This is a genomic window from Pseudomonas sp. F-14 TE3482, from assembly GCF_053629455.1.
This window is the reverse complement of sequence record NZ_JBRJII010000001.1, coordinates 2,948,106-2,960,314: the sequence shown is the minus strand read 5'-3', so window position 1 is coordinate 2,960,314 and position 12,209 is coordinate 2,948,106. Positions and strand designations below refer to the sequence as shown.

Here is a 12,209-nt window from a genome sequence, read left to right as displayed (position 1 = left end):
TCCTGTCTGGACCGGTTAAACGCTACTGTTCGAAAGGGCGAGCCTTCGAATCAGTGGGAAGGCGAATCCAGTAGCTTCTGCAGATACTGACCATAACCAGTCTTCTTCAGAGCATCAGCCTGAGTACCCAACTGCTCGGCTGTGATCCAGCCATTGTGGTAAGCGATCTCTTCCAGGCACGCCACTTTCAGGCCTTGGCGCTGCTCAATGGTGTGCACGAAGTGACTGGCTTCCAGCAGCGAATCATGGGTACCGGTATCCAGCCAGGCGAAGCCGCGGCCGAGCATTTCGACGTTGAGGGTCTTCTGCTCGAGGTAGGCACGGTTAATATCAGTAATTTCCAGCTCGCCACGGGCAGAAGGCTTGATGCTCTTGGCGATTTCGACGACCTGGTTATCGTAGAAGTACAGGCCTGTCACCGCGTAGGCAGATTTAGGCTTCAGCGGCTTCTCTTCGATGCTCAAGGCACGGCCGGCAGCGTCGAACTCGACGACACCAAAACGCTCCGGGTCTGACACGTGGTAACCAAATACAGTCGCGCCATGCTCTTGAGTGCTGGCGGAACGCAGGTTCTCCGAGAAGTGCTGACCGTAGAAGATGTTGTCGCCCAGGATCAGGCAGCAAGGGTCTTTGCCGATGAACTCTTCGCCGATGATGAAGGCTTGTGCCAGGCCGTCCGGGCTAGGTTGCTCGGCGTAGGTCAGCTTGATGCCGTACAGGCTGCCGTCACCCAGTAATTTCTGGAACGATGGCAGGTCTTCAGGGGTGGAGATAATCAGGATTTCGCGCATACCCGCGAGCATCAGCACCGACAACGGATAGAAGATCATCGGCTTGTCGTAGATCGGCAGCATCTGCTTGGACACGCCGAGGGTCAACGGGTGCAGACGCGTGCCCGAGCCGCCAGCGAGGATGATGCCTTTACGATTTGTCGTGGTCATTTATTCAGGACTTCCATCAGCATTCGGGTGACGCCACTTTGCCAATCCGGCAAGCGCAGAGAAAAATTGTCGCGCAGCTTCTGAGTGTTCAACCGTGAGTTCAGAGGGCGGCGCGCCGGTGTTGGGTAGGCGGTTGTGTCGATCGGATTGATCGTCGTGACGGCAAGCTCTTCACCGTTGGCCTTGGCAAAACCGATCACATGGCTGGCATAGCCGTGCCAGGACACTTCACCACTGGCCGCCAGATGATACAGGCCCGCCAGTTCAGGGCGTAGCTGGACCTGCTGAATGGCCAGTGCCGTCACGTCGGCGATCAAATCTGCGCCGGTCGGGGCACCGATCTGGTCGGCGATGACGCTCAGGGTGTCGCGGTCCTTGGCCAGACGCAGCATGGTCTTGGCGAAGTTATTGCCTCGGGCGCCGTAGACCCAGCTGGTGCGGAAGATCAGGTGCTTGCAGCCCGAGGCAATGATCGCTTGCTCGCCGGCCAGCTTGCTGGCGCCGTAGTGATTCACCGGGGCGACGGCATCTGTCTCTTGCCACGGCGTCAGGCCTTCGCCGCTGAACACGTAGTCGGTCGAGTAGTGAATCAGCCAGGCACCCAGGGATGCAGCCTCTTCAGCCATGACCTGGCTGGCTTGGCCGTTCACACGGTCGGCCAGTTCGGTCTCGGACTCAGCCTTATCGACGGCAGTGTAGGCCGCAGCGTTGACGATGACATCCGGCTTGACCTGACGGATCGTTGCACGCAGTGCGTCGAGATCAGACAGGTCGCCGCTCAAGCCATCGACCGGGTGACGATCGAGGGCGATCAATTCGCCAAGCGGCGCAAGGGAGCGTTGCAGCTCCCAGCCGACCTGGCCGTTTTTTCCCAACAGGAGGATTTTCATGCTTTGTCCGAACGATCCGTGTAGTTCTGGTCGATCCATTGTTGGTAGCTGCCGCTCTTCACGTGAGCTACCCATTCAGTGTTGTTCAGGTACCACTCGACGGTTTTGCGGATACCGGTTTCAAAGGTTTCTTCCGGCGTCCAGCCCAGCTCGCGCTGGATTTTGCTGGCGTCGATGGCATAGCGCTGGTCGTGGCCCGGGCGATCCTGAACGTAGGTGATCAGGCTGGCATGTGGACGATGCGCGGAATCCGGACGCAGTTCGTCGAGCAGTGCGCAAAGTGTATGCACCACTTCGATGTTTTGCTTTTCGTTATGGCCGCCGATGTTGTAGGTCTCGCCGATCACGCCTTCGGTCACGACTTTGTACAGTGCGCGGGCGTGGTCTTCGACGTAGAGCCAGTCACGGACCTGATTGCCTTTGCCGTAGACCGGCAGCGGCTTGCCTTCCAGTGCGTTGAGAATGATCAGCGGGATCAATTTCTCTGGGAAATGGCAAGGGCCGTAGTTGTTCGAGCAGTTGGTGACCAGCGTCGGCAGACCGTAAGTACGGGCCCAGGCGCGAACCAGGTGATCGGAGCTGGCCTTGCTGGCCGAATACGGCGAGCTTGGCTGGTACGGTGTGGTTTCGGTGAAGAGGTCTTCCGGACCTTCGAGGTCTCCGTAGACTTCGTCGGTGGAGATATGGTGGAAGCGGAAATTGGTTTTACGCGCCCCATCCAGTGCCGCCCAATAGTGGCGTGCAGCTTCCAGCAAGGTGTACGTGCCGATGATGTTGGTCTGGATGAATTCAGACGGACCGGAGATCGAGCGGTCAACGTGGGACTCTGCGGCCAGGTGCATGATGGCATCTGGTTGGTGCTCACGCAGGACACGGTCCACTTCATTACGGTCGCAGATGTCGACGCGTTCGAACACGTAACGCGAGTTCTGGCTGACTTCGGCCAGCGACTCAAGGTTACCGGCATAAGTCAGTTTATCGACGTTAACGACAGAGTCGGCAGTGTTGGAGATGATATGACGAATGACTGCCGAGCCGATGAACCCGGCGCCGCCGGTAACTAGAATTTTCACGCGAAACCATACCCTTAAGTTGCTGACAGGGCCGCCAACCGCGCACTGTCTAATCCATGAATGCAAAAGCCATCAAGTCAGCCGTGGCTTCTGACAGAGTCAGTCTGAACCGATTCGGGAACGCCCTATCGACCAAGCGCAGCATTTTACAGCTTAATGAAGGTTTTACTAATGGATATGGACAAGCCATGACGCAAATTCGACGCGTGTAACGGGTTTGTCGCGATCAGACAAGGCGCTTGCGTGAAGCCCTGGACGTACGCCCCAGAAACCAGCCGAGAATCGGCCCGATCACCATGCCAATCAGCAGCGCAATCACCATGACCAGCGATACTGGCAACTGCGGGCCCGCCCAGCCCAGGAACAGCAGCGAAACGCCTTGCTGGTTCTCAAGTACGAACGCCAGGATCGCGAGAACGAGCAACAGGACAAATATAGCGAGAAGTACACGCTTGAGGTTACGCATCAGCGGTTCCTTTAAGTGCAGCAGCTGTCAAAGCCCCTCCTCCTCTTCCTCGTTCACGCGATCACGCAGTTCTTTGCCTGGCTTGAAATGCGGAACGAACTTGCCGTCGAGGCTGACGGACTGACCGGTTTTCGGATTGCGGCCTACGCGCGGTGCGCGATAGTGCAGGGAGAAGCTGCCAAACCCACGGATCTCGATTCGATCACCGGTGGCCAGACATTGGGACATTTGCTCAAGCATGGTCTTGATGGCCAGCTCCACATCCTTGGAGGAGAGCAGCCCTTGATGGGTGACAATTCGTTCGATCAACTCCGACTTCGTCATATTTTTCCCTTCTTTTTCAAGCAGCTAGGAAAAGCGCTTCAAAGGTTTTAGCATGCCCGGAGAAATTTGAACAGCCTGAGTTTTGACATATCTTTCCTCGTAATGAGGTACCCGATTTCAGAACATCGGAACATTGCTCTAACCCGGCATTCATCTACAGATAACCAGCATGGTGCGCGTCAGATAACCCGCGGGATTGAAGCCGAAAGGGAATACATCCTCTTCCTTGGCATCATCGGACCTGACGACGACTTTATAACCTGCGCCCTTGCATTCCTTTGCAGCTCGCTTGTGGCACTTTTCCCATCCGGAGCCCAACCCGGAACAATCGATCTCTATACCACTGACTCCGCGTACCGCATGAGTCTTGGCGCTAGTGGTACAGCCCGCCAATGTCAGTACTGCTATCACGACAATGAGCTTGTTCATTCGCTTCCTTGTGCCGGAGCCAACGCCCGACCGTCATTCGTATCGCGTTAAAGCCTAGCCCTTAAACTACAATGCCTCACTGAAAGCCCCCCCTTGCGACGCGCATTGGTTTCACATGAGCTTGGCAGGATCTCGCTGGACGGATCAACCTTGCCATCGAAGATCCAGCCGTCAGAGGCCGATGGTCACTCCGACATTTCTGGCCATCCACCCGATCAGATATACTGCGGATATGGACATAGGCATGACTGGCAACGCGAATGCACATCCGCACAATGACCCTCGTGTCTTTCTATAGATCACAACGTACGGCATTTTAATTATAGGGAAGATAGCAATTTGACTTTTGCAAAGTACATGGGCGTCCAGGCTTTGGCATACGCTCTAGACATGAGTTCATTTCTTGTATTTTCCTATCTGTTCGATGGCCACCTTATTATGGCGAATATTTGCAGCAAGCTCATTTCCGCCATTTTTGGATTCTTCCTGCATCGGCACTTCACGTTCCAGTCAGCAGAGAACAGTGGACGGAAGCAGGCCTTCAGTTACTTCTCCCTCGTTGCCATTAACATCCCAGTCAATTCGGGTCTGTTTGGCTTGACACTATCGATAATCGCTCCACCTGCACTCGCCAAATTTATCGCCGACGTCGCCTGCCTAGCGATCAATTACTGGATCAGCAAAGTAGCGATCTTCCATAAAAAGCCCACGCCCGACACCACACCAGCCGATTCGTAGAGCCCACACTGATAATACCCATCATTAATCTGCAGTGCCCTAGGCTAAGTGGGATCGAGATTACTCATCCCCTCTCGCACTTCCCCGCTGCTTGCAACAAGCTTCTCAGCCATCAAATCAAGCAGCAGCGGCCATAGTTCGACCCGCTTCGACGCTGACAGGGGTAAATTACACAGTGTCTAGCCCTGAAATAGGTTTACACCTATTTCACCCCAACGCCCGGTGCATCGCATCGGGCGTTTTGTATTTCAAAGACAGGTGCGGACGCTTCCGGTTATAGATCGATACCGACTCACCCACCATCTTCTTCGCTGCACCAAATCCCGCGGCACCGGAGCAGAGACTCTGTCTTCAATATCCCATTGACCCGCTCTGCGAAAGCATTTTGGTAGCACTCATAGCCGTCCGCCATTGAACACCTGATGCCGTGTTTCGCGTGCAACACTTGATACATCCCCGAACAACACTGACCACCTCAATCCGAATGACGTACCAACCGCTTTTCCTGATCGGCGCACACCTGGGCGGCGGCCGTGTTGCTGATGGCATCCAGATCGTCCTGATACAAGCCGGCCTGCTCGGCCAGCTGCTTGCCGTAGAGCCGGTCCTGAACCTTCCTGGTTGTTGCGGCGCTGCTGGCCAACAGCACCAGAATCATCGACAGCAGGCCGATCAGCTTCTGTATTGGCGTCAGAATCATTCGTCCTTCCAGCGGCAGGTCCACGGATTGGCACGCCCAGCGCATGGGCGCAGTCACCCAGAAATTGGATGCGACCGTCGATCACGAACGAATGACGGACTCGATCGCCATCAGATCAGCAATAGCGCACCAGCACCGAAGGCGCGAACGTCCGCGTCTCGACATCGCCATTCGAGTTCCAGTTCCAGTTCCAGCGCGGCTCTGGGCCAGAACCGTGCAAAATGCCGTGAATCATGTCGCAGCCTGGGCATTCGAAAAGAAGCCAGTCCTCCTCGGACTTGGCCAGCACACAAGACACCCCGTGAAAGGCTGCCATGGCACAATCCTTGAGGAAGACGTGGTGACTGCGCTTGATCGTCCGTTTCGCTCCCACAGTCCAGACCGGAGCCTTTGGCATAGTGCTCGCGTAATAGTGCGTGGTTCCACCGGTGGGATCCGGCTTGGCGCCGGACATAACCAAGTCGACAGCCTTCTACGCTTGGGCGAACTGTTCCGCCAGGATTGGCTTCGCGCCGCTCAGATAGATGTAATTCGGATCGTTCACCATCGTTCACCACGGCTTGGCCTTGCCGTCATTCACGCGATTGCGGATCGTCCAGGCCACAGCGATCTGGCCCAGCTAGACGTTCCCCGCGAGCCTCCCCCCAAAGCGTACGCACAAGGATGTCTCGCTCTTTGGTCATCAGTTTTCTCCACAAGAAAAATTACCGGTATTTATCACGGCATTTGGTAATATCGTCGGCAGCCGAATCTATTCAACTTCTATCTACCACCTCGAAAATCGAAAAACACATGACAATAAAGCCCACAAGCAGCCCTAAGCTTGAATACCTAGAAGGTTTAAGAGGTGTGGCCGCGCTAGCGGTTCTTATAGGCCATACATTTGGCGCATTTTGGCCTAGCAGAAAACCAATGGAACTTGATCCATTCAACGCCCTAGGTTTATTACATGTGTTTTACGATGGCGGCTTTGCTGTATTAATATTTTTTGCCCTTAGCGGGTTTGTACTAACGTACCGAGCGCGTCAAGATAACGGAGCAAGCATCCTCGCTAGCACCGCCATTAAACGATATCCAAGACTGATGATTCCTGCTCTCACTTCAATCATCTTGACTTATATTATTTTGAGGCTTGGTTTAATGTTCAATTTAGAAGCTGCACGAGACGTAGGGTCTGTGTGGCTTGGGTACTTCTACGGATTTGACGCTGACTTTGCTATCGCCGTTAAGCAGGGTTTATTTGGCGCGATATTCACTGGAGAAACATCATACAACTCAAGCCTCTGGACGCTGACTATAGAATTTTATGGCGCGTTCCTAATCATAGGACTGGCTATATTTCTACGAAAAGCAGGAGCATGGCGTTATTGTTTTTTGGCAGCGCTGATCGCGGCAGGCATTTGGACACTTGGAACTTACGGAGTTTATTATGGGACTCTAATTGCAGGTTTGATTCTCGGAATGCTAAACCACAAATCAACGTGGCCAATATGGATCGTAGCTCCATCGCTCATACTAGCGTTATGGCTCGGCGGCTTCAACGGAGGGATACTGTATTTTCCGTTTAATGAATGGTACATATCAATCAATGGCCACAACATCGACAAACCTGTTATTTCGAAATCACTTGGAGCTATCCTGATGGTGATTTGCATACTGAAAAGCCAAGGTCTCAAAGACTTCTTCTCAACAGCCGCGTGTAAATTCCTCGGAAAGATTTCATTTTCCTTGTACCTAGTTCACGTCGCAATAATATGCAGCATAGGATCCTGGGCATTCATTACAATGAACAGCTATTATCCTCAATCGGTATCCGCCGCGCTAGCGATAACAACAAGCATAATAGCAAGCATAATAATAGCGATACTATTTGAGCGAACAATAGATAGGAAATCAATTTCGATTTCAGGACAAATATCACGTTTCATAAAACCCATACCATTACCAATATCGCAAAGATAAATACTGCAACAGTTCGGAGTATCCCAGAGCGGTAATCAAGGGGGTTCAGCGCTATCCAAACGCCCTGCCCCCCCTATAAAGCACTACATATGGTACGCCCACTCGACGTCGTGCCGAATGAACCCAATTCTATTTATGCAATTCCCGCACATAAACCTGGCATGCGGCTAGCGCAATCAATCCTTGATCGCCGGCGTCAGTGATGACGGTAATTCTGGCAATTCGGGTCCCCGCAGCCCTTCGATGTAGACCAACTGGCCGGACTCATGGCCGATCTGGGCAATGAAGGAGGCCACGCGCCTGGACCCGATGATCTGGAACCGTCCCATGGTTACGCTTAGAGCAGGTGCAAAAACACCATCTTGTTTGCCGGCGTTCGGGAGGATCTGCAGCAACTGCTGCGCAGTGATGGGCATCGTGGCTGTCTCCGTTTAGATTGCTTAACAAAGCTAAATTTGGACGCTTGCATTCCTGATAAACTGCGTATAATCCGCAACTTCTTACGTAAAACCTGAAAAATACAAAATGGAAAAAAGAACTCTTGATTGGTTACAAGGATTGCGCGGAATTGCCGCTCTACTTATTGTATTTGTTCACGCCAGATATGTATTAAGAGGAACTCCAAGCGAAAATTTTTCTGAGTCACTACTCATGCCGGGAGCAATGGGGGTAGATCTATTCTTCCTAATTAGTGGCTTCATTATGGTTTACACCACTAGAGACTCCGACAGCTCTTTAAAATACTCAGCTGAATTCATCGCCAGGAGAGTCGCGAGAATACTTCCGACGTACGCAACAGTATCAATACTTGGAGTATACCTGCTCAGACCCGATGGATACCTTCTAGAACTGTCAAACTTCAAAGCGATACTAAAGAGCTTACTATTCCTTCCAATCAACCGGGATACTCCGCCTTTTTTTGACATGCCATGGGGGCTTGGCTGGACATTAAACTTTGAAATGTATTTCTACCTATTTTTTGCAGTATCGATGCTTGCTGGCGCATATCGAAGACACGCTTTGCTAGCGTGGACAATAGCAACATTAATATTGTTACCAATGCTTACAAAAGGCAGCTTCTCCCTTGACCCCCAGAACAACTATGGTTTCAAGTCAACATACCTAAATCTAATGACCAATCCCGTGATTTGGTTGTTCCCTGCCGGCATGCTAATAGGTACCGCATACCTATCATCTATAAGGCTACCCAAAGGCGTCGCAACCAACTGTCTTGTTATTGCAGCAATATCAATTGCCATCTGGAGTGGATACTCAGGCTTATTTAAATTCCATGGTATATCTCATTGGGGCGGCCCCATCGCGATAGCCTTTCTGATATTTTCGATATCGGATTTAGATAAAAAAATCAAAACTCCAAAATCACTATTATGGCTTGGAAAGGTATCGTTCTCACTGTATTTAACACACCCGATAGCACAAGGTTTAATATCAAAAATAATTCGATCTCTTGACAGAGAAGACATGATCCACACATGGTCATATATATTTATCACAACAATTGCCGCTCTCATATTGGCACACGCCAGCTACTTATTACTTGAGGTAAAATTAACAAACATAGCAAAAGAAAAAATACTGCTATCGCTTGACAATACATTTAACAAAGAACGCCCTACCCGTACGAAATCCGAGTAATAATATAAGCGCTAAATTTTTAGCGCTTTTTTTACAAAATTATCTAGCTCCATAGACATTACGGAGATACATCCGGACCGGCGAACCGCTGAACCCGTTCTATCTGGGCCCCGAGGGTTACGATGAGGCAGGCATGAAGACTGTGCGCCAGCAAGTCGGTGCTCTTCCGGTCTTCCACCAGCCGGCTACGGTGGCTGCATGAAGCACATATATCTCAGCGGGCCAATGACCAGCCTGCCCGAACTCAACTTCCCCGTCTTCGCCGCAATGACCGCCAACCTGCGCGCCGTCGGAGACACCGTTACCAACCCCGCCGAGCTCAAGCCTTACGGCGGCTCCTGGAATGACTGCATGCGCCGTGACATCGCCACCCTGATGGACTGCGACACTGTGGCCACGCTCCCGGGCTGGGAGCATTCAAAGGGCGCCCGCCTCGAATTGCAGATCGCTGAACGCCTCGGCATGACGGTTGTGAATGCCCATGATCCAGTATCGCCCATAAGCACTGACCAACGGTTACTTTCGAACAAAGACTGCCACATTTCATGAGCTAATCTATCGCCACGGATCCTCCCGGCGAGGCTGGATAAATAACATGAACATCGGCTGCGCCGAAAATGGATATCTATGACCGGAAACGATTGGAGATGGCTAGATGCAATCAGAGACAATAGAGTTGAGGGATGTCACTGCTGAATTAAAGGTCGTCGACATTAAAACTTCTTCAGCCCCCCCTATGTATCTTTCCGCAGAAGTACAGCGGGAGTGCCATGCAGCCATTGTTAAGGGGCGTCTAGCTAGGCAAAGACGCTTCGAGATTGAAGCGCTGTTCAATCGTCTAAAAGAAACAGAGCAGAGAGTCGCATTCTTGGAAAGAGCCCTTCGCGAGATCAGGCCACACTTCTTAGACGACCATCCTGTCTCGAAAATAATTAATTCAGCATTGAGCCATAAGAAGTAACTCCATCCTCTTTCAAACTGTAGGGCTTCTCCGACGAAGCTCTACACCCCCTCCTGTGTTTACTCCCCCCTTCAAAGTCAGCCGCTATAGCGGCAAAGGACAGGTATTGCCCAATGAAAAGAACAGTCGTACTCACCGGCAAGGCGGTCGTAAATTTTCGAAAGGTGATTGAGGACATGGATGACGATGAGGTGGTGGAGTTGTTGGCCAGCAACGATTTGCGGGAGGCGCAGATCGACGACGATGACCTGCTTGATATCGAGTGGAACCATGACGGTGCCGACATCAAGGTGACGCCATGAGCCTGCGCGAAAAGATCATGCAATACATGGGGGGGTGTCAGAAATTTTGTGTTCGGGCATAACATGAGTAAGAGGTGCATGTATGCCAACCAAGAAGAAACCCGCGTTGCGAGAGCTACCGAAAATCCCGAAAGAGCTGCTCGAGCAATTCACCGATGGGCCGATGACCGCTGAAGCCATTGAGGACGCCTCTGCGGCGTTCAAGAAGGCTTTGATCGAGAGAGCGCTAAATGCTGAGCTCGGCCATCACCTGGGCTATCCGCCGGGCGCGCAGCGCCCCGAGGATGGAACCAACCAGCGCAATGGCAACAGCGGCAAGACGGTTCTAACCGGCGATGGCCCGCTCCGACTGGATATTCCTCGCGACCGGGACGGCAGTTTTTCTCCCATCCTGATTCCCAAACACGAGCGCCGTTACACCGGGTTCGACGACAAGATCATCGCCATGTATGCCCGTGGAATGACTGTCAGAGAGATCCGTGCGTTTCTTTCCGAGCAGTACGGTACGGACGTTTCTCCCGACTTCATCAGCTCTGTAACCGACGAGGTCATGGCAGAGATCGGTGCATGGCAACAGCGGCCTTTGGAGCCGATGTATCCGGTTATTTTCTTCGATGCTCTGCGGGTCAAAATCCGCGAAGAGGGGCTGGTTCGCAACAAGGCGATCTACTTGGCCCTGGGTGTTTTGCCTGACGGAACACGCGATATTCTCGGCATTTGGATCGAAACTACCGAGGGCGCCAAATTCTGGATGAAGGTTTTCAACGACCTCAAGACACGCGGCGTCGAAGACGTGTTGATTGCTGTGACCGATGGCCTTAAAGGCATGCCAGAAGCTCTCAGCGCCGTATTTCCAGACACGACACTGCAAACATGCATTGTTCATCTGATCCGCAACAGTCTTGATTACGCGGCTTGGGATAAGCGTCGCGAACTGGCCAAGGCGCTCAAACCGATCTATCAGGCAGTCACCGCCGAAGCGGCCGAGCAGGCGCTGGATGCGTTTGAAAGCGGGCCATGGGGCAAGCAGTATCCGACGGTAGTGGCTGCTTGGCGCCGCGCTTGGGATCGTGTGATCCCATTTTTCGTTTTCCCGCCGGCGATCCGAAAAGTGATCTACACGACCAACGCCATTGAGAGCACCCGAGGTCACTTCCCGACCGACGATGCGGCGACAAAACTGATCTGGCTTGGGCTGCGCAATATCACAGCAAACTGGGGCTCAGCGGCCCATGACTGGAAAAGTGCGATGAATCAATTCGCGATTCTGTACGGAGATCGATTTATCAGGCCAACCTGGTAAAAGCATGGCCTGCCTAACGGCAGGCCGTTACCGGCCCGCACACAAAAAATCTGACAGTCCCCATACATGGGCAAAGAGCCTGGCGCTCGGCACTGGTTCTGCACCTATTGGCCTCGTCGCTGACGGGATTTCTCACGACTTCACCGCTCGTTATCTCCATCCGCCCCGCGCTTGGCAGGCATCTGACTTCCAGTCTCTCGCATCAACATGGCCTATAACGCTTTCTCTCGTTCGGCCCTTCGTCAAAAAAAGGGAAGACTACTACGGCCTCTGCTGACTTCTCGCTCCGGCTGGCGCCGTCGCCCTTTCAGGCACAAGGCGAGATCTCCCCAGGTAAGAACGCAATCCTTCGCCACACAACCGCCGGATTTACACAGCCTGATACTTGACCACTAGAGCTTTGCGGTTTTGTGCCCGCTCGCCCTGATCGGCTTTGTCTTTTTTCCGGTCCTTGTACATCGGCT

Annotated in this window: 14 protein-coding genes and 3 pseudogenes; 6 read left to right on the top strand and 11 right to left on the bottom strand. The window is 52.7% G+C overall.

Features of this window, described 5'->3' with window-relative positions:
• Positions 1-50: 50 nt before the first annotated feature.
• The 6 genes from rfbA to AB7M26_RS13350 all read right to left on the bottom strand — a co-directional run bounded on the left by rfbA (position 51) and on the right by AB7M26_RS13350 (position 4,123).
• Positions 51-941 carry a glucose-1-phosphate thymidylyltransferase RfbA gene (gene rfbA / locus AB7M26_RS13375; protein ID WP_429384672.1) on the bottom strand — a complete coding sequence of 297 codons (891 nt, stop codon included), beginning with the start codon at positions 939-941 and terminating at the stop codon, positions 51-53.
• Positions 938-1,831 carry a dTDP-4-dehydrorhamnose reductase gene (rfbD, locus tag AB7M26_RS13370; RefSeq protein WP_429384669.1) on the bottom strand — a complete coding sequence of 298 codons (894 nt, stop codon included), beginning with the start codon at positions 1,829-1,831 and terminating at the stop codon, positions 938-940. The genes rfbA and rfbD overlap by 4 nt, the downstream gene beginning before the upstream one ends.
• Positions 1,828-2,904: a dTDP-glucose 4,6-dehydratase gene (rfbB, locus tag AB7M26_RS13365; protein ID WP_063341133.1), complete on the bottom strand. Its 1,077-nt coding sequence runs from the start codon at positions 2,902-2,904 to the stop codon at positions 1,828-1,830. Before rfbB ends, rfbD begins: the two co-directional genes overlap by 4 nt.
• 226 nt (positions 2,905-3,130) lie before the next feature.
• Positions 3,131-3,370, bottom strand: a complete 240-nt coding sequence (locus tag AB7M26_RS13360) for a LapA family protein (RefSeq protein ID WP_429384665.1) — start codon at positions 3,368-3,370, stop codon at positions 3,131-3,133.
• A 27-nt stretch (positions 3,371-3,397) separates the two neighbouring features.
• Positions 3,398-3,694 carry an integration host factor subunit beta gene (gene ihfB, locus AB7M26_RS13355; RefSeq protein ID WP_007899751.1) on the bottom strand — a complete coding sequence of 99 codons (297 nt, stop codon included), beginning with the start codon at positions 3,692-3,694 and terminating at the stop codon, positions 3,398-3,400.
• 150 nt (positions 3,695-3,844) lie between these two features.
• Entirely contained in the window at positions 3,845-4,123 is a 279-nt protein-coding gene (locus AB7M26_RS13350; RefSeq protein WP_008071618.1) for a hypothetical protein, read from the bottom strand.
• A gap of 339 nt (positions 4,124-4,462) precedes the next feature.
• Between AB7M26_RS13350 and AB7M26_RS13345 the strand changes: the two genes are divergently transcribed.
• Positions 4,463-4,861, top strand: coding sequence for a GtrA family protein (locus tag AB7M26_RS13345; RefSeq protein WP_429384660.1), 399 nt, complete (start codon positions 4,463-4,465; stop codon positions 4,859-4,861).
• Between the two features lie 207 nt (positions 4,862-5,068).
• Here AB7M26_RS13345 and AB7M26_RS13340 read toward each other — a convergent pair.
• The 4 genes and pseudogenes from AB7M26_RS13340 to AB7M26_RS13325 form a co-directional block, all read right to left on the bottom strand.
• Positions 5,069-5,357: pseudogene (locus AB7M26_RS13340) on the bottom strand (integrase core domain-containing protein); the annotation flags it as partial.
• Complete coding sequence (locus tag AB7M26_RS13335) at positions 5,337-5,606, bottom strand: hypothetical protein (protein WP_429389018.1); 270 nt, start codon at positions 5,604-5,606, stop codon at positions 5,337-5,339. The gene AB7M26_RS13335 and the pseudogene AB7M26_RS13340, both read right to left, overlap by 21 nt.
• Positions 5,607-5,676: 70 nt before the next feature.
• Entirely contained in the window at positions 5,677-5,877 is a 201-nt protein-coding gene (locus tag AB7M26_RS13330; protein WP_429388832.1) for a DUF6527 family protein, read from the bottom strand.
• A gap of 6 nt (positions 5,878-5,883) precedes the next feature.
• Positions 5,884-6,244: pseudogene (locus AB7M26_RS13325) on the bottom strand (cell wall hydrolase); the annotation flags it as partial.
• Between the two features lie 109 nt (positions 6,245-6,353).
• On the opposite strand from AB7M26_RS13325, the gene AB7M26_RS13320 reads away from it, so the two are divergent.
• Positions 6,354-7,523, top strand: coding sequence for an acyltransferase family protein (locus tag AB7M26_RS13320; RefSeq protein ID WP_429384657.1), 1,170 nt, complete (start codon positions 6,354-6,356; stop codon positions 7,521-7,523).
• A gap of 224 nt (positions 7,524-7,747) precedes the next feature.
• Here the strand turns inward: AB7M26_RS13320 and AB7M26_RS13315 are convergent.
• Positions 7,748-7,939 (bottom strand): annotated as a pseudogene (locus AB7M26_RS13315) (glycoside hydrolase family 19 protein); the annotation flags it as partial.
• Positions 7,940-8,048: 109 nt separating this feature from the next.
• On the opposite strand from AB7M26_RS13315, the gene AB7M26_RS13310 reads away from it, so the two are divergent.
• The 4 genes from AB7M26_RS13310 (at position 8,049) to AB7M26_RS13295 (ending at position 11,745) form a co-directional block, all read left to right on the top strand.
• Positions 8,049-9,179, top strand: coding sequence for an acyltransferase family protein (locus tag AB7M26_RS13310; RefSeq protein ID WP_429384654.1), 1,131 nt, complete (start codon positions 8,049-8,051; stop codon positions 9,177-9,179).
• Between the two features lie 198 nt (positions 9,180-9,377).
• Positions 9,378-9,728 carry a DUF4406 domain-containing protein gene (locus AB7M26_RS13305; protein ID WP_429384651.1) on the top strand — a complete coding sequence of 117 codons (351 nt, stop codon included), beginning with the start codon at positions 9,378-9,380 and terminating at the stop codon, positions 9,726-9,728.
• A 525-nt stretch (positions 9,729-10,253) separates the two neighbouring features.
• Complete coding sequence (locus AB7M26_RS13300; protein ID WP_429384648.1) at positions 10,254-10,442, top strand: hypothetical protein; 189 nt, start codon at positions 10,254-10,256, stop codon at positions 10,440-10,442.
• 82 nt (positions 10,443-10,524) lie between these two features.
• Positions 10,525-11,745, top strand: a complete 1,221-nt coding sequence (locus AB7M26_RS13295) for an IS256 family transposase (RefSeq protein WP_429384645.1) — start codon at positions 10,525-10,527, stop codon at positions 11,743-11,745.
• The last annotated feature ends 464 nt before the right edge of the window (positions 11,746-12,209 follow it).

Coding starts and splice junctions, on each gene's coding strand:
- AB7M26_RS13295 (WP_429384645.1), top strand. CDS start 10,525: ATGCCAACCAAGAAGAAACCCGCGTTGCGAGAGCTACCGAAAATCCCG.
- AB7M26_RS13300 (WP_429384648.1), top strand. CDS start 10,254: ATGAAAAGAACAGTCGTACTCACCGGCAAGGCGGTCGTAAATTTTCGA.
- ihfB (WP_007899751.1), bottom strand. CDS start 3,694: ATGACGAAGTCGGAGTTGATCGAACGAATTGTCACCCATCAAGGGCTG.
- AB7M26_RS13360 (WP_429384665.1), bottom strand. CDS start 3,370: ATGCGTAACCTCAAGCGTGTACTTCTCGCTATATTTGTCCTGTTGCTC.
- AB7M26_RS13350 (WP_008071618.1), bottom strand. CDS start 4,123: ATGAACAAGCTCATTGTCGTGATAGCAGTACTGACATTGGCGGGCTGT.
- AB7M26_RS13335 (WP_429389018.1), bottom strand. CDS start 5,606: ATGCGCTGGGCGTGCCAATCCGTGGACCTGCCGCTGGAAGGACGAATG.
- rfbD (WP_429384669.1), bottom strand. CDS start 1,831: ATGAAAATCCTCCTGTTGGGAAAAAACGGCCAGGTCGGCTGGGAGCTG.
- AB7M26_RS13305 (WP_429384651.1), top strand. CDS start 9,378: ATGAAGCACATATATCTCAGCGGGCCAATGACCAGCCTGCCCGAACTC.
- rfbA (WP_429384672.1), bottom strand. CDS start 941: ATGACCACGACAAATCGTAAAGGCATCATCCTCGCTGGCGGCTCGGGC.
- AB7M26_RS13330 (WP_429388832.1), bottom strand. CDS start 5,877: ATGGCAGCCTTTCACGGGGTGTCTTGTGTGCTGGCCAAGTCCGAGGAG.
- AB7M26_RS13320 (WP_429384657.1), top strand. CDS start 6,354: ATGACAATAAAGCCCACAAGCAGCCCTAAGCTTGAATACCTAGAAGGT.
- AB7M26_RS13310 (WP_429384654.1), top strand. CDS start 8,049: ATGGAAAAAAGAACTCTTGATTGGTTACAAGGATTGCGCGGAATTGCC.